Annotated in this window: 15 protein-coding genes and 1 pseudogene; 10 read left to right on the forward strand and 6 right to left on the reverse strand. The window is 37.8% G+C overall.

Annotated features, from left to right (window positions below; translation table 11 throughout):
• Nucleotides 1-112 precede the first annotated feature (112 nt).
• Nucleotides 113-973: a hypothetical protein gene (locus tag PT285_RS01850; RefSeq protein ID WP_277147434.1), complete on the reverse strand. Its 861-nt coding sequence runs from the start codon at nucleotides 971-973 to the stop codon at nucleotides 113-115.
• An 80-nt stretch (nucleotides 974-1,053) separates the two neighbouring features.
• The gene (locus PT285_RS01855; protein ID WP_277147436.1) at nucleotides 1,054-1,797 is read right to left on the reverse strand and encodes a matrixin family metalloprotease; all 744 of its coding nucleotides are present in this window, start codon (nucleotides 1,795-1,797) and stop codon (nucleotides 1,054-1,056) included.
• A gap of 163 nt (nucleotides 1,798-1,960) precedes the next feature.
• Here PT285_RS01855 and PT285_RS11405 point away from each other — a divergent pair, with 163 nt between their 5' ends.
• Nucleotides 1,961-2,083 carry a putative holin-like toxin gene (locus tag PT285_RS11405; RefSeq protein WP_374211453.1) on the forward strand — a complete coding sequence of 41 codons (123 nt, stop codon included), beginning with the start codon at nucleotides 1,961-1,963 and terminating at the stop codon, nucleotides 2,081-2,083.
• A 724-nt stretch (nucleotides 2,084-2,807) separates the two neighbouring features.
• The gene (locus tag PT285_RS01860; RefSeq protein WP_277147438.1) at nucleotides 2,808-4,721 is read left to right on the forward strand and encodes an SLAP domain-containing protein; all 1,914 of its coding nucleotides are present in this window, start codon (nucleotides 2,808-2,810) and stop codon (nucleotides 4,719-4,721) included.
• A 113-nt stretch (nucleotides 4,722-4,834) separates the two neighbouring features.
• On the opposite strand, the pseudogene PT285_RS01865 reads toward PT285_RS01860, so the two are convergent.
• A pseudogene (locus PT285_RS01865) lies at nucleotides 4,835-5,239 on the reverse strand (transposase); the annotation flags it as partial.
• Between the two features lie 754 nt (nucleotides 5,240-5,993).
• Between PT285_RS01865 and PT285_RS01870 the strand changes: the two are divergent.
• From PT285_RS01870 to PT285_RS01885, 4 genes are all read left to right on the forward strand, one after another.
• A complete protein-coding gene (locus PT285_RS01870) occupies nucleotides 5,994-6,842 on the forward strand; it encodes a hypothetical protein (RefSeq protein ID WP_277147440.1) in 849 nt (282 codons plus the stop codon).
• Nucleotides 6,843-7,084: 242 nt separating this feature from the next.
• Nucleotides 7,085-7,582, forward strand: a complete 498-nt coding sequence (locus PT285_RS01875) for a sigma-70 family RNA polymerase sigma factor (protein WP_277147442.1) — start codon at nucleotides 7,085-7,087, stop codon at nucleotides 7,580-7,582.
• Nucleotides 7,583-7,697: 115 nt separating this feature from the next.
• Nucleotides 7,698-8,915 carry a glucosaminidase domain-containing protein gene (locus tag PT285_RS01880; RefSeq protein ID WP_277147444.1) on the forward strand — a complete coding sequence of 406 codons (1,218 nt, stop codon included), beginning with the start codon at nucleotides 7,698-7,700 and terminating at the stop codon, nucleotides 8,913-8,915.
• Between the two features lie 39 nt (nucleotides 8,916-8,954).
• Entirely contained in the window at nucleotides 8,955-10,187 is a 1,233-nt protein-coding gene (locus PT285_RS01885) for an SLAP domain-containing protein (RefSeq protein ID WP_277147446.1), read from the forward strand.
• A 65-nt stretch (nucleotides 10,188-10,252) separates the two neighbouring features.
• On the opposite strand, the gene PT285_RS01890 is transcribed toward PT285_RS01885, so the two are convergent.
• The 3 genes from PT285_RS01890 to PT285_RS01900 all read right to left on the reverse strand — a co-directional run bounded on the left by PT285_RS01890 (nucleotide 10,253) and on the right by PT285_RS01900 (nucleotide 13,105).
• Nucleotides 10,253-11,218 carry a Gfo/Idh/MocA family protein gene (locus PT285_RS01890; RefSeq protein ID WP_277147448.1) on the reverse strand — a complete coding sequence of 322 codons (966 nt, stop codon included), beginning with the start codon at nucleotides 11,216-11,218 and terminating at the stop codon, nucleotides 10,253-10,255.
• Between the two features lie 118 nt (nucleotides 11,219-11,336).
• Complete coding sequence (locus PT285_RS01895) at nucleotides 11,337-12,161, reverse strand: hypothetical protein (protein WP_277147450.1); 825 nt, start codon at nucleotides 12,159-12,161, stop codon at nucleotides 11,337-11,339.
• 143 nt (nucleotides 12,162-12,304) lie between these two features.
• A complete protein-coding gene (locus PT285_RS01900) occupies nucleotides 12,305-13,105 on the reverse strand; it encodes a DUF6612 family protein (protein WP_277147452.1) in 801 nt (266 codons plus the stop codon).
• Nucleotides 13,106-13,262: 157 nt separating this feature from the next.
• Here PT285_RS01900 and PT285_RS01905 point away from each other — a divergent pair, with 157 nt between their 5' ends.
• From PT285_RS01905 to PT285_RS01920, 4 genes are all read left to right on the forward strand, one after another.
• Entirely contained in the window at nucleotides 13,263-13,955 is a 693-nt protein-coding gene (locus PT285_RS01905) for a 2,3-diphosphoglycerate-dependent phosphoglycerate mutase (RefSeq protein ID WP_277147454.1), read from the forward strand.
• A 167-nt stretch (nucleotides 13,956-14,122) separates the two neighbouring features.
• Nucleotides 14,123-15,454, forward strand: a complete 1,332-nt coding sequence (locus PT285_RS01910; protein ID WP_277147456.1) for an AAA family ATPase — start codon at nucleotides 14,123-14,125, stop codon at nucleotides 15,452-15,454.
• Entirely contained in the window at nucleotides 15,444-16,061 is a 618-nt protein-coding gene (locus PT285_RS01915; protein WP_277147458.1) for a hypothetical protein, read from the forward strand. The genes PT285_RS01910 and PT285_RS01915 overlap by 11 nt, the downstream gene beginning before the upstream one ends.
• 185 nt (nucleotides 16,062-16,246) lie before the next feature.
• On the forward strand, nucleotides 16,247-16,954 hold the full coding sequence (locus tag PT285_RS01920; protein ID WP_277147460.1) for an MIP/aquaporin family protein: 708 nt from the start codon (nucleotides 16,247-16,249) through the stop codon (nucleotides 16,952-16,954).
• The last annotated feature ends 240 nt before the right edge of the window (nucleotides 16,955-17,194 follow it).

Below are 17,194 nucleotides of genomic sequence, written 5' to 3' on the forward strand. Positions count from 1 at the left end.
AAATGGAAAATCGAAAAGTCTTTAGTAATTTTACCGATTTTACTGGGTAAAAGCAACTATTGCAGTATTTGAGCTGCTAATATTGTTTATCGTCAAGCGGTAAAACTGACAATTACTTCTTTAAATAATTAGCAATATCTTGCTTGGTGATTTGACTTGGACTAGTGCGTTTACTGCTTCTGTACAGGTCAATTAGGTCCTGTGGGCTCCAAGCATTAGCATCTTCACCTGCTTTTGCTACCTGCGCCTTAATTTCTTTAATCTCAGCAGGTGTTACGGTTTTGCCGTTGACTGTGTGATCACCAGGCGCACCTTCGCCGGTTTTGCCGGCATTGCCCGTGTCACCACCACTTGAAGACGAGGCATTATTGCTGTTTGAGGACGAAGGAGTGCTAGTTTTATTTTCTTTTGCCAATTGCTTATTGCGCTTGATTCCGTGTTTAGCTTCTTTCTTATATTTGGCGTAATACTTACCATTAATGTAAGGAAGAGCCAAAACATTTTTATAAGCGTTCACGGCTTTACTATATTTTTCGTTTTCTTCGGCCTTTTCGGCATCATTAACCAGCGGTTTAATTTCATGCTCGTAATTATCTTTGACATTGCTAATCGTTGTCTTTAGTTTTTGTCCCTGTTCCTTTAAAACAGAATAACCGTTTTGCTGACTGATTACGTTTTTAACAGAAGAAAGGGCAGAAGAATAGGAGCCTTCTTTGGTGTCACTGATTGCAGCCAGCATATCGTTAGCCTGTGACTTATAAGCCTGCGCCTCGCTGGTATTTTTGATTTTTTCGGCCTGCTCGAAGCTATCGGCTGCTTGATGGTACTCTTTGCTGGCAACCGCGTCTTTGCCGCGGGCCATTGCTTGACCGTAGGCAGTATTATTGCCTGTATTATGAGTAACATAGGCAATCCCGCCGCCGAGGGCAATGATGACTACGGCCACGATGGTCCAAATAGTTGATTTTTTCATTATAAGAGAATTTCCTCCTTATTAATATCTATTCTACATTATAGATGGAATTTTCTTAGATGACTAGCGGGACTTCTTGCCTAATTTTCGTATAAAACAGCTAAAGATTGAATAAAATCGGGTGTTAACAAGGTTGTGCCGGAAGCATTATTAACCAAGTTTGAAGTCATCGTGCTGGTAGTTAAATTGCCGGTATGTGTCAGGCCGAGGACGTGTCCCAATTCGTGTGCCATAAAATGCTTGAAGTAGAGCTGGTAGGTAGGACTGCTTTCACCATTTTGGGCATCTGCCGATTGCAACTGGTGGTAGATGATTTTATCGTGCATGGTAATTTTGGCGTGAGTATAATTGTATAGACCCTTGTGGATATCAGTGCCGATATCAAATGATGTGTTGCCGACATCAGTAGGATGGTTAATGTCGGCTTCATCAATCTTAATGGTGATTTTTGCTTTTTTTGTTGTCTGCTTAAGGTGCACAATTTTCAGCTGATTGATTTGTTCAGCTGTCTCCGCGGTTAAATTTTGCTGAGTAGCGGATAAGGCAGAGTCATTATAAGTGATCGTCGGCGATTTCCAGCGCTTACCGGTTAGATGATATTGTTTTAAACGCTTCAAGGTAAATTTTTTAATTTTTGGGATGTTTTTTGTTCTGTGCACTATCTTCCAGGGAACGCGCACACCGCTGGGAATGTTGATGTTTTTATCTTTTTTGCTGGCCGCTGTGACGTTGCTATTAATATTGAGGGCAGGTACGAGTGTGCCTGCTGCCATCAATGCAACTGAAACTGCAGTCAGTTTTTTAATTGTTTTTATCTTATTCATGTTTATACCTTCTTTAAAAGTGCATTGCTGTCTGCTTGCTTTTATAAAAATCATACCATAATCTATGCATTATGATGGCCGCTAACCATGGTTTATTTGATGAATGTGCTTTGATTGACGATATTGAGCATTAGGGCAACAAAAGCGGTGGCTTCTATGGATAATGGAAGAAATCAACGGAAAGAGGAAGCAGCACGTGAGTGTTTTTCAGGCGTTAATTTTAATGTTGACGTTTGGCACATTTGTTATTGCTTTAGTCGAATATCTCGATCATCGCAACAAGTAACGCAAAAAGCTGTCTCATCAATAACTTCGGCAGGTTATAAGACAGCTTTTTAGTAATTATAATTCAGTCACCGCCTTTAAAGCGGATGAGCCAGTAAGTTCAAGAAAGCCTTGCACTAGGTCTTCTCTTAATTTACAAGAATATTATAGCATGGGCATTGTGATGGAAGAAAAGAAAATGAGCATTAGTAAGGGAGGGCACAGTGTAACAAAACACAACAATATTACTAATAGAATTTAAATTGTAGCTTGACTGTATGTTAGAACGAAAACAACAGCAAGTTTAGAAGTGAATGTTGAAGAAGCTATTATTACTAAAGTGACCAGTTTTGTTATAATTTTGTAAAATTAGAGGATATTTAAGAAGGCGATAATTAAACAATTACTAATTAGGAGAACCTTTTTGTTGTGCCGCAAGGCTTTTTCAATATCAGCAAAATAAAAGACTTTTAATGCTTGTAAAAAATTATTACAAAAGTGTTTTAAACTTGTAGATGCCTTGCATTTTACCGAAAAGGTTAGTACAATATGAATCGTGGTAAGTAATAGGGCTATGCTTCAGGCGCAAGGCCTGTACGCATGCTGATTCTTCAGTGAGATACACTACCTCATGGGAGTTATAAACTCATGAATCTTATCTTGAAGGGTTTTGTACATTATAGGCTCTGACAAGCTGAACCTATAGCCTATTACGATTTTGTATATACACAAGGAGGAAAGACCACATGAAGAAAAATTTAAGAATTATTAGCGCTGCTGCTGCTGCTTTAATGACAGTTGCTCCAGTTGTTGCTACTTCAGTTTCAACTGTAATGGCTGATACACCAATCGTAATACCTGGTGGCTCATCATCTACTACACCTGCAACTACAAGCGATATTACAGTTACTGTTCCAGTTAAGAATGTAGCTAGTTTAAAAGTTGGTGACTCAGTTTCAACAGTGAGTGCCAGCTTAACTTCAAATGTTGGTACAACTAAATTTGATAGTAGTTCTAATAGTAAGTTTGGTGTTTATGATGTAACTGACTTTACCAGTGTAGCAGAAGGAAGCGTTGCTTTAAAAGCTGATGCAAAACCTGCTACTACATTTGTAAAAGGCCATACATATCGTGTCTATGTACCTAGTGTCACCTTAAGTGGGTTAACAGCTGGTCAAAAGTATACAGTAAATAAGGCACAAGCGACTTCAGATGCTTATGGTAATATTACCAGTAATGGTACCGGCGGTCCTATTAATGTAGCCAGTGAGGAAATTACTCCTGTTGATTCAAGCCTTCCTGGTTACCCTGTAGTAACAACGGGCACAGGTACTAATGCTACAACTATATCAAAAGCTACTTTAACTCCTGTAAAAACTGGCAGTTCATATAAGGTATCTGATATTGCACAGCAAATTGTTGATGGTAAGAATAATGGCAGTACTATTTATACATTTGGTATGAATATCACTCAAAGCGCATCAACAGCTAAACCAGTTGCATCCTTTAAGTCATCAGTAGAGGATGCAGTTAAGGATGCTTTAAAGACAGCTGGTGTTACAGTTAAAGATGATGGTACTTTTGATGCACCTGCAGCTCCTGTAAATGTTAAAGTTGTTTATACACTTACAAATGGTAATTCGTTGACCTTACCAGTTACATTAGACTTCACTCAACAAGATTCGAGTACTAAGTCTCCAATCTTTAGATATGGTGAAGCTGGCGAGTTCTTAAAAGATAACACTTTAACTACTGGTGTTGAAACTGCTGCTGAAAATGCTGATTGGTATTATACTCCAGTTGGCGCTACAGTTAATAAGAAAACAATTGCAGATCAGTTTACTGCTATATCTGCTAGAGGTGCAAATGGAGACGGCACAGGTACTGATGGTAATACACTTAAAATTCCGGTTACAGCAGATAATGTTGATGTAAGTAAGGTTAATACTAAGGTTGCTGGTAAGTATCCTGTAAGTATCACTGTTGCTAACTTTGCTGGCGTGAAGACCACTCTTACATTTAATATTGCTGTTGGTGAATTTGGTGCTACTTATAAGACCGTTAAAGTTGGTGCTGGTCTATCTATTCCGGTTTATACCATTAATGGTAATACTGTAACAAAGAATACCGGTGACGGCTCAACTGTTGCTGATGGTACACAAATTGCTATTTTTGATAAGACAGATGCAAATCCTATTATTGTAAGTGGAGTTAAGTATTCAAGAGTTAATAAATCTGGTTCTGATCAATACGTTGAGACTAAGTACATTGATGGTTCATATGTGCCTGCTGCTTCAGTTTCTAAGAAAGTTATGCACGCTTCATACGTTTACGATAAAGATCATAAACGTGTAGGTACTAAGAGAATTGCTTCATACACTGATGTTCAAGTAACTGGTGATCCTGTTGCGTTAAGCGATGGTGTTATGGCTTACGCAATTGGTGACAATCAATACGTAGTAGCTACTAACATTGATGGTACTAAGCTTACTTTGAAGCATAATGCTTATGTTTACTCAACAAGCAAGAAGCACAGTAAGAAGAGTATGAAGAAGGGTTCAGCTGTAACTGTTTATGGCGATCCTTACACATTCAAGGATGGTAAGAAGTACTACAGAATTGGTGAAGGTAAGCAATACATCAAGGTTGCTAACTTCTAATTAAGTAGTTTATCTTAACTATAAAGAAAAGCGATGTTAATTCATCGCTTTTTTTGTGTAAGCAGAAGATTTAGGCTGATCGCCAAGTACCGAAAAATTAAACATTTTTAAATTTACATTGTTGCTAATACACGATTTTGGTATTTTACTGGAGTCGTGTATTTTAATTTTTTTGATCTTCTAATACTGTTATACCAATAAACATATTTAGCCAAAACTTCTTTCATTTTGTCTAAAGAGCCAATCTTAAGTCGAATAATTGTTTCTCGCTTCGTTAAGTTAAAGATTGTCTCGTCTGAAGCATTGTCATGACAATGTCCCTTGCGTGACATTCTCTGGGTGATGTTCATTTGTTTTAATTTGAACCTTTGACACTGTATTCCTTGATCTGTATGCAGAATTAACTGTTTAGCCTGGCTATTGTTAGGTAAGTTATCCTTAAGTTCGGTTAACATATCTAAGACTAAAGATATATTAGGTGAATAACTAATCTGATACGCTAAAGTCTCTAAACTGGCCCATCAAGATTACTTAGTAACAATTTCTATTTCTAGTTTCGCCGAATATTGGTTCTATGTCTAACAATTATAGAGCACTTCACACTACTAGCTGAATTTGGGTAATGCCATTTCTTATGCAAATGGGCAACAGGAGTAGAAACCAATGCAATTTGGTTAACATTAATTGAAAGTACGACTGAAAATAGCTTAGATGCGTTTGTAATCTAAAACTTTTGTTAGAGGAGCTGACGAAATTAGGGAACTTCTCCAAGGAAAAGATGTGAGTAATTACATGCTATGGGAACAAAAGATTGCAAGCCAAGAAATCGCTTAAGCAACAGAAACGTCAAGAATGGAAGAATCTTGACGCTTTTGTGTTACTAATTGTATGCCTTCAAGTATATGTGTTTACTTTGTGCTTACCCTTGATTTATTACCAACCATCAAACTGTTATCACAAGGCTACTTTAATTTTTATCAAAAAGTTAAAGCTTGACAATTTCTAGTGAAGTAATTCTCCTTCCATATTTCATTTGCGCTGTTAAATAAAATATAATTATCACAAAAGCCTTTATCTACAAATTAAGTATTTTGAAGCCTTTTATTACAAGCTTTTATAAGATTATTGTTATTTTTAGCATGTAAAGTAAATAATTAATATTTTATTTTTAAAATACTATGATATTATAAAAGTAATATGATATAATAATAGAAAAGGAAGTAGATAATTAGAATATAGACTATCGAGTTTTAAGAATAGGAGGACGAAGGTTTGCCTGTAACGACAAATTTCGGTAAAGGCTCTGCTTTACCACTAAACCCAAAATATTGTCATTGGAGCAAGGAATTTATTGAAAGTCATGTTGGACGTGATACTGAATTAACCGCGTATATTCATATTGATCCATCTTATCAGGTAAATTCTAACATGCTTGCTCTGTATGAGTTTCAACGAAAGCCGCTATTAAATCAGTTTAAGAGTGTTGTCATTGACCGTGAGCAAGGAATTATTTTGAGTAAGCGCAGCAGTCAGGCATTAATCAACGATTTAATTAAAAACCACTTTCTTGCTGGACTCACTTTTCAAAAAGAAATTGCGCAACGTTTAAACTTTAAGTCACATTATGTTCTGGCAACAGGACGTTTAGCATATTTTTCTACTCATGGCTACACAACTGGCAACACGGATTGGCTGTCACTTCATCAAATGGTTAATTACCAAGTCAGCGAAATAAATCGGGTTAAATTCAAGTCGCTGCCAATTAATGGGCTTAATTATACATTTGAGTTTGTTAATTGCGGGCGTTACATTAAACGCAAAATCAGTGATTCGCTTTATTATAATTATGTACTCTCTCAGCTTGGACAAGCGCATTTGGAAAATATTTTGGGTTGGAACGTGGTAAAGAAGCGATCGCAATCACTGCTGGATAAAGCAGAATATTATTTGCCACATTTTATTCACGAGCCTTTTACAATCAGGGATATTTGGAACGATGTGCTTCAGCATAAATATCTTAAATATGGTGAATGTATGGCAGACTTGTTTGAACTCCAACTTATTAGAGAAGATCACTACTTTGTCTATCGTCTGTCTAGGCGTGGTGACAATCTCTTTTAAATCAATCAATATTTTTATGGGCACGGATAATTATCCGTTTTTTTGTGCCCAAAATTTCACCCCATGATTAAATAGGACAAGTTCGCTGCTGATTGTATTTCAGATTTACTTATCGGATAGCTTTTTAATCAATAACTAGCATTAAATAGTGCAGACTTGGATTATCTTATTTAAATATGCTTTGCTAATCTAATAGTGCACAAGCGCTTGTGACAATACTAAAGAATAGGAACAGTCACAAAATGAAGATTAAGCAAAGAAATTTTTTAATAGCATGGGAGAATAAACGACTAGTTGCTGGAGCGTTAAAAAGTGCTCATATCTGGCCAAATTATGCCAATTATGAGGATCTGCTGCAGGAAGGAATTTGTCTTTACGCGCATATGTTAGAAAGTCATCCTGAATTATCCCAAAAAGACATTGATCGTTTAAGTTTTCGCAAGATTATCTGGTATACCACCGATCACTTGCGGCGCTTGCAACGGTTCAATGAACATAACTGTCAGCTGGTGAACGCAATAAATGTGGGCATAATATTTAACTGGGACGAACTAATCGTGTTACAACAGGAAATGGACCAAATGACTCAGGTAGAACGAGTAATCTTTCAAGAGCATCTCATTGCTGGGAAAACGCTCAAATCATTGACCACTGAATGTGACTTAACTAGGGTGCAACTGCAACGCGTTAAGCGTAAATTGCTGTGCAGATTACGTCAAACATTAGCAGAAGATTATTGAAAGTCATTTGTAATATAATACACGATAATATTACTTTTTAACTACAATTAGCGTTTAGCTATTGTCTAGCTCCAATTAGCTAGATACAATGAATATGTTGACAAGGAGGAAATTCATGAAGAAAAGATTTATCACTGGTTTTGCTGCCGCAGCCTTATTATCATCGGCTGTCATACCAGTTACCAACAAACTGATTGCTAATGAAACGGTGACGACCGTCGAAGCAGGTACGACTGCTAGTCAGACACAATTTTTAAATACAGCTGCGAAGTTGGCACAGAAAACTGCCAAAAAATATGGCTTATATCCCTCGGTGATGATTGCCCAGGCAATCGTTGAATCCAATTGGGGCACATCGGGACTTGCTGTTAATGCCAATAATCTCTTTGGCATGAAGGCTGACAGCAGCTGGCAGGGTGCAACTTATTCGGCAAAGACCCGTGAGGAAGATAAAAACGGCAAGAGTCATTATATTATTGCTAAGTTTAGAAAATATGGTTCGTACGCAGGCTCGTTTGATGATAATGGTAAAAAACTGCGTAAGGGTGTTTCATGGCAACCGCAGCGCTATAAGGGTGCGTGGCTTGAAGATGCTAAGTCATATTCTGATGCAACACAAGCATTAACCGGAACCTATGCCACAGCACATAACTACAATACAACTTTGAACCAGCGCATTACAGCTTATAATCTTACTCAATATGACCCGCAAATTTCCAATGTCTCTGCCAGCTATGTGGTCACCAAATCCGGCTCGACTTACGCTTGGCCAACTGACCACGCAATTTCTGCTACTACCGGCTCGGTTACCAAGGGCGCCAATGTGACCGTCACGAAAACAATTACTTATTATAATGGCAGCAAGCGGATGTATGTTTCTGGGCAAGGGTGGATTAACGGTTCCTCGCTTGATTTAAATAGTGCCTTGCCACCAGCTTCACAGGCGCCCACAGGGGTAGCCAAAACTAATAAGACGCTGCTGCATAATGCCTATATTTATAATAGCAAGGGTAAACGTGTAAAGGGCGCCAAAGCCCTTAAGGCTGGACGTACGGGCAAAATCGTTCCTACCTATGGTACTAAGACAATTAATGGCAAAAAATATTACCGCATCGCTGCTAGCCATTACATCGCTGCCGGCAATATTGATGGCGTGATGCGTCTTCTGAAACGTAGCGCCTATGTTTACAATGATTATGCCAACCGTGATAATCATCTTATTGAAAAGAAGGGTAAGTCGCTTGCTACTTATGGCAGTGCGGTTACCATCTATGGGGTAAAATATTATCGGATCGGCATTGGACAATACGTTAAAAAGTCTAATTTTAGTTAAATTTATACTTCGAAATTATTGATAAGGATTGAAAACTAGATGAAGTTAAAAAAAGCTGTTACCACAATTACTGTTAGCACTATGCTGCTTATCCCGCTTGCCCAAGTTAACCAAGCATTTGCGGATGAAGAAGCAGATGCGGCATCAATTAATGCAGCGGCCAAAAAGTATAACTATGGAGGCACTAGTTATTTACATAAGATTTTAAAAACACAGGGTATTAAATATAATTGTTTTTATGCTAACGGCAATAAGATTAAATACCGTAAAGGCAAACCCGAGGGAATAGTTATTCACGAAACGGCAACACCCAAAGCAAGCGCTTATAATGAAGCAATTTATTTTAACCGTGCTTGGCGCAGCATGTATTCGTACGTGCATGCCTTTATTGACCATAAGGGCGTCATTCAGATGATGACCACAAAGTATGGCGTCTGGGGCGGGGGACCGAAAGCCAACAACCGCTTTATTCAGCTTGAACTTTGTCAGGAAAGCAGCCGTGCTAATTTTGCCAAAAGCGTGAATAACGATGCAATCTTTGCGGCTAAGATGCTTCATAAATATCATCTTAAGCCGAGCAATGCCACTAAGACAGGCAAGGGAACTGTTTGGTCTCATCATGCAGTTACCAGATTCTTAGGCGGGACCAACCATACCGATCCTGACGGTTATTTTGCTAAGTGGGGTTACTCAATGGATAAATTTTATTCGTTGATTAAGTATTATTATGATCTGCAGGGTGGCAATACAAGTCCATCCAATACTCCTAATGATAATCCAAGCCCAGCGCCCAATAATTCTAATGATGCTCAAAATGGAGCGGTAGGCAATCCAACGCCAAATAGCACAGAGCCGACACCGGTAGATCCGAATAATCCAAATACGACAAGCAGTGATACGGTTAGTCAAGCACCTAGTAGAGCCAAAACCTTGATGCATGATGCTTATACCTATGATGAAAAGGGCAGGCGAACTACTTCAAGCCTAAAAACGGCCGGCACTCAGGTTATAGTTGGCGGCGAGCAGATTATTAACGGCAAAAAGTACCTGCAGATAGGAACAAATGAGTATGTCGTTGCCAGCAACGTTAATGGCAACAAACGTAAATTGACACGCAATGCTTATGTTTACGATACGGCAGGAAAGCGCAGCGGCAATACAAAGCTGCTGAAAGCCAGCGTTGTACAAACTTATGGTGGTCAGGTTCTGATTCAAGGAACAGGATATTTTCAAATTAGTCCGACAGAATTTGTGAAGGCCAGTAATTTTTAAGTAAAAAATAAAGGCGGCATCTGTTTTATTAACAGGTGTCGTCTTTTTTGAAGCGAAAAATTAATTTATTTAACCGATTCGTGAGCAGCAGCCAAAACCTCCATGACAGTCATGCTGTGCTCATAAAGCTTGTCAGCACTTTTAACATCGTGCTGATCGATAATTTTGGTAAAGTCAGTAAATTCGCTGGCCATGCGGTGCGGAAATTGGTTGTAGTTATAATGTTCAGGCTTGCTCTTACGCAGATCAACGGTAAAGTTATCAAGAACACCGGTTGCTCCGTCAAAATAAATGGTTCCCTTCTCTCCTTCAATAAAAGAGCGCGGATTTGTGTAGCTGTCTTTAGCAGCGATAAGGGCTGCCTGCATTTCAGGATAGGTTAGGGTAAGAATCCCCGAAGTATCGATACCCTTCTGCATGACGGGATAGTATTGCACCTTGTCCGGCTTGCCAAAGAGGCCAACTGCCAAGTGAATATTATAAATATTCAAGTCGTTTAAGGCACCGCCCTTTTTGGCTGGATCGAAGACTGGGGCAATGATATCCTTTAAAAAGTTGTCATAACGGCTGGAGTATTGCGTGTAGTTGAGGGAAGCAATATGTAACGGTGCAATTTGCGCAATCGCCTGCTTGATTTTCTTGTAATTAGGCAGGTGGATATTGGTGATTGCTTCCAAAATGATACAGTTATTTTGGTCCGCTAATTTTTTCAGTTCCGCTGCTTCCGCCGTTGTTTCAACGTAGGGTTTCTCACAAATGACGTTTTTACCGGCTTCAAGTGCGGCCTTGACCTCGTGATAGTGGAGTGAGTTAGGAACAGCAATATAAGCTGTGTCCACATCCGGGTCGCGATAAAGCTGCTCGTTATCGGTATATGTTTTGTTAATGTGATATTGTTGGGCCAACTCCTGGCCAATTTTTTCGCTGCGCTTAGTGGTCGAGATGGCTGTTAATTCTAAATGTTTAATTTGGTTTGCGGTAGTTAAAAAATCATGAACGATCATGCCGCTGCCGACGATTCCTAATTTCATGCTTAAACCTCTTATCTTGTAGATTATTTCTTAGTGTACCTTAATGGTAACAGAATGCCTTAAATTAGTGAATAAAAAATAAGTGCGTTTTCACGCACCCATTAATTTTTATTCATGCTTATTTGTCACTATTAGTTTTAATTTTCTTGGCTGCGCGAACGTTGCTTGGAAGTTTTAATGAATCATATTTGCCAAAGTCACTGTACTTAACAGTAATTACATAATCAAGCTTGTGGCTCTTGTCTTTGTCGCTGGCGTTGCTGTAGACCATTTCCATTGTTGCATTATAAGCAGTAAGATTTTTGTTTTTGACCATCATTTTGATTGAAAGCTCTTTAAGCTTCAGATATTTTTCCAAAGCCTTGGAAGAGCTGGAAAGTGCCGGATTTTGTGAACCCAGGGATGCACTGGAGTCCATGTAATCTTCTAAGAAATCCTTGTCGGTAATATTGGCGGTTAACGTCGCATTATCGTTTGTTTGCTTTACTTTGCCAACCTTAGTTATTTCGGTAGATAACTTTTTTGCGATTTGCGGCATTGCTTGATTATCCATCATTTTTTTCATTGACTCTTGGGTACCGGCTGGAAGGGCTTGTTTGTACCAAGCTGTCTTGCTATCTTGAGCGGGATTCTTAATATAGATATTCTTGGCATCCATCCAAGCTTCCGTTTGAGAAGAAGACGAAGCATTGGTTTTTACGTAATAGTGCATGATAACTGCGTTAGCCGTCGAAAAAGTTGCGTTGCTACTGACTTTTCTTTTATTATCAGCAATTGTCATCGTCATATCTTCCTGGAGTTTGCCGCTTTTGGCAGATTTTAAGTCTTTTTTGGCAATTGAAACGACCTGCTCCTTGCTTAGGGTATTGTTTTGCTGCGAACAGCCTGCGGTGAATAGTGCCGATGTCATTGCCAGACCGACAAGTAATCTTTTTAGTTTCATAATAGTATATCTACCTCCATATTTAATTCTTTTAATTAATTATAACCGAAAACAGACTATATTAAAACGCTATTATTAATAATTATATAAAAAACATGAAGGTACTATTTAGGCTCCATGCTTTTTATTATGTTATTTATTAATTACTTTTTGTTTTGATTATTGCTTTTTGGCAGTGGCTTGGCAGCTAAGGCGTTATTTGGCACTTTTAAAAAATCATGACTGCCAAAGTTGTTATATGTTTGACTGACGCTCATCGTCATTGTTTTATCAATGCTCATGTTGACCGTGTAGGTAAAGCTAAAGAGCTTACCATTTTTGACAACAAGCTTGACCGGCATATCTTGGTATTTGCCATACTTTTGAATGCTGCGGTAGGATTGTTCCTGCTTGGCACTCTGGTTATTGGTGGTGAAAATCGGGTCGATTGCCTGCTTCATTATGCCGTGATCTTTAATTGTGGCAGTCAGGGTGTAAGTGTTTCTGCTCCGCTTCATTTTGTAAGCTTTGGTTAAAGCTGTCGGTGGATCTGCCAGCATCTTGTTATCCATGATGGCGTCAATCATCTGGGCATAATTATGACCGGTAAGGGTTTCAAGTCCGGCCTTATACCAGCTGCTCTGGCCGTTGAAGTAGATGTTGTTTGTGTCAATCCATTCTTCCGAAGTTTGCGTTTGTCCCTTAGATTGCGTTTGGTAGTTGATATGAAAAACAGTGGGGTTACCGCCGAAGGCGGCACTAGAAGTGATGATCTGCTTGGTGGTATCGGTACCAAAGCTGATGACCTGCTTGACTTGCCCGCTCTTGAAATCCTTTTTGGCAATTTTGATTACTTGGGTTTTATTTAAAACGGGTTCGGCTGCCTTTTTTTGTTTAGCACAAGCGGCTAAGCCAAACAAGGCTGCGGTTAACAGCAAGCCCGTAATTATTTTTTTAAGTTTCATGATTAAATTTTCTCTTTTCTTTGCTTCTTATTATACTATTCTATCGTAAAACTAAAACTTAAGAAACGGTATTTTTAGTCCTTAACCCTATGAAAAATTTCGCTAAATGTGTAAAATGATAAGTGAAAACTTTAATTTGTAAAAAGGAGAATATTTCATGTCGAAATTAGTTTTAATTCGTCACGGTCAAAGTGAATGGAATCTTGAAAATAAATTTACCGGTTGGATTGACGTCGATTTGTCAGAAGAGGGCGTTAAGGAAGCCAAGAATGCTGGTAAATTGATTAAGGAACACGGTTTGGAGTTTGACCAAGCTTATACTTCTGTTTTGACCCGTGCGATCAAGACTTTACACTATGCACTTGAAGAAAGCGGTCAGCTTTGGGTTCCTGAAACTAAGTCATGGCGGCTGAATGAGCGTCACTATGGCGGCTTGCAGGGGTTGAACAAGAAGAAGACGGCTGAAAAGTATGGTGACGAACAAGTTCATATTTGGCGTCGTTCGTACGATGTTTTGCCGCCAAAGATTGCGGACGATTCTAAATACAGTCAGGTTCATGACCGTCGTTATGCTGACCTTGACCCACACATTATCCCGCGGACTGAGAACTTGAAGGTCTGCCTTGAGCGGGTTATGCCTTTCTGGGAAGATCACATTGCTCCAGATTTGCTTGCTGGCAAGAACGTGATTATTGCTGCTCATGGTAATTCTCTGCGGGCATTGACTAAGTATATTGAAAACATTTCTGATGCTGACATTATGAACTTGGAAATGAAGACTGGTGAACCAGTGGTTTACACCTTCGATGACAAGCTTAATGTTACCAATAAGGAAAAGTTGGATGACTAAGGTTTAACTGAATAATTGATAGACTCTCTCTTGTTTTGCAGGAGAGAGTTTTTATTTTGAAATATGGTTTTGCAGAGTTAAAAAGATAATTGTTTGTTATAATTTGTGTTAAGTAGAGTGATAAATATAGTGCTAATAAAATTAGTACTGCTGATTGAGGCTAAGAAATGAAACTAAAACTAAAGAATATCGCCGGTAGCGGTACCTCTGAAATTGAACTTAACGGCATAACGATTGTGGCAGGTGAAAATAATGTTGGGAAGAGCACAATCGGTAAAAGCTTGTATTCTGTGTTTGAAGGCTTAAACAATTATAAAGAAAATTTAGAGATGCAGAAAAAGGCTGCACTGAATACATTTTTTAATAAATTATTTTCGAAGCAAGATAGTAATGGTGCTGGTTCAAGAAATATTTTCGTAAATATAAATTCGTTTGTTGAAAAATTTTGCGACCAAGTTGAAAACGATCAAAATAAACGTGTTTTATTTGATCAGAAAAATAATTTAACGGCAACAAAAAGTTTTGTTAATAATTTTTTTGAAATGTTTTTTACTGGAATAGAAAACATTCCAGAATATGCTAAGGTTGACATTTCTAATGAAGATTGTGCTTCCTTACTTGCAATTATTAATGTGTCCGAAACTGATGGAATAAAGCAGATTTTAAGTGATATTTTAAGATCCGAATTTCATGATCAAATTAATGATATTTCTGAAAATAATCATGGTAAAGCGATAATTTCTTTAGAAGTAGATGATCAGACATTAGAAATTCAAATTACCAATAATCGTGTAACTAACATCAATAATCTGTTTAATTTGAATCATAGTATTGAATATATTGATGATCCGTTTGCACTTGATAATGTATCTTTAGGATACTTACGACCTAAACGAGATAAAAATCGGCATGAGAACAAGCTGATTCGTAGTTTAGCTAAAAATAATGAAAAAAATGTTATTGAACAGGTAGCTGTTGATCAAAGACTAAAACCAATTTTTAAGCAAATTAATTTAGTGGCTGATGGTGAATTACAAATTAATACGGCCCCATTTAATCGGTCATGTCAATATGTTAAGGCAGGTCAGGCTACTTCGCTAAACATTGGGAATACTTCGGCTGGATTAAAACCGTTTATTATTTTGAAAACACTGCTTGAAAATGGAAGCTTAGAAAATGACGGTGTAATTATTTTAGATGAGCCGGAAATTCATTTGCATCCAGAATGGCAGATTAAACTAGCAGAAGTAATTGTTCTCATTCAGAAAACATTTAACATGAAAATTCTACTTACAACTCATAGCCCATATTTTATTGAGGCAATTGAAGTTTTTTCTGCTAAATATCATGTTAGTACCAAATATTATTTGGCAGATATGGATAAAGATACTGATGAACGTACGGTTGAAGATGTGAGTGATAATATCGAAAAAATTTATGCTAAGTTGGCACAACCACTTCAGGAACTGGAAAATTTGAGAAGTAAATATGAAAATTAATAAGCATCTGACAGAATTATCACTCGTTAGACATTGTAAAAGCACGATTAAAGAATGCTCTTATGACGATGATAATCATGAGTACATGTTTGTTTCACCAAAAGTAGCATATAATTTTGATGCAATTAAGAATGTAATGCTCAGAGAGGTATATCAAAATATACCAGGGAAACCAAGTTCTAGTGATGCGTTGTTAGAAGTTGCTGGCAAGTATGTTTTTATTGAATTTAAGAATGGAAAGTTTAATAAGTTCAATGTTGAGAAAAAGATGTATGACAGTGCAATTATATTATCTGAACTGCTCAATATAACTATGCAGGAAATAAGAAGTTCTTGTTATTTTGTCCTTGTTTATAATGAAGGTAAAAATTTAGTTCAAAGTAAAAATCAAGGCTATGTTACTGATTATGCACCTGAATTGCTAAATAAAAATGATAGTCCAAGCCGCGATTATATTGCACGACGAATTTCTAAAAATGCTAAAAAACATTTTATAAAATTTGGCTATGAGATGTTTAAAGGCTTTTTATATGCCGATGTCTATACTTCAACCAAAGCTGAGTTTCAAGATTGGCTTGATCAAGAAGAGACTGATGAGAGAAGATAAATTTAAGAATATTAGGATGATAAAAAAGCAGATTGTAAGCAAGCATGCTGACGATTTGTTATTTTTAGTGAGCAAAAAAGTAGACTGAATATCTATACTCTAACATAATCATTAAGTACGTTAATAAGCAAATTTGTTATTATTAACTGCGACATAATTTAAAAAAGTAGAGGAGTAGGTATGGAATGAATGGCTTTATCGGTGAATTTTTAGGCTCGATGATTTTTATTTTACTAGGAGTGGGTGTTTGTGCCGGACAAAACCTGCAAAAAGCGAATGCGCGTAATTCCAGCTGGTTGTACATGGCTATTTCGTGGGGCTTGGCATTGACCATGGGCGTTTACGTTGCGGGGACTTTTGGCTCGCAAGGGCATTTGAATCCGGCTGTAACTATTGGCCAGGCAATTTTTGGCTTTTTCCCGTGGGCAAAAGTTTTTCCTTATTTAGCAGGACAATTTTTGGGTGCATTTGTCGGCGCAGCCTTAGTGATTTTGCATTATTATCCGCACTTTAAGGCAAGTAAAAATGAAGCAGAAGGCAATCACGTTGGTGTTTTTGCTACCCGTCCCGCAATTAATGCCCCATTTTGGAATTTTGTTTCCGAAACGATCGGGACTTTTGCCTTTATTTTTGTTTTGCTGAACCTAGGTGATTTCACCCAAGGATTGAAACCATTTATTTGTGGCATTACCCTGGCAGCGGTTGGCGCAGCCTTGGGTTCAACAACGGGCTTCGCGCTTAATCCAGCCCGTGATTGGAGTCCGCGCCTAGTTTACACAATCTTGCCGGTTCCGAACCGTGGCAATGCTGAATGGCGTTACGCCTGGGTGCCGATGTTTGGGCCGCTTGTTGGCGGCATCTTAGCTGCTGGCTTAAAATTCATTTTGAAATAAAAATCAAATAGTTAATAAAGAGAATTCTTCAACCGCAAAAGTTGGGGAATTTTTTTATAGGCATTTTAGCAAAAAACTTGTTATGATCCATTAATTTTCTTTTCTTGTACATAATGTTATTTGTTTTTAATAATAAAATATTTGTAAATATATTTCAATAAATTATCAGGCATAATTTGTGAAGTGGTTGAAACTAAGCAGTTTTTAATACTGTTAATTTAGAATAATGTGAAACAAATA

It is taken from the genome of Lactobacillus sp. ESL0791 (assembly GCF_029433255.1).
Taxonomy (GTDB): domain Bacteria; phylum Bacillota; class Bacilli; order Lactobacillales; family Lactobacillaceae; genus Lactobacillus.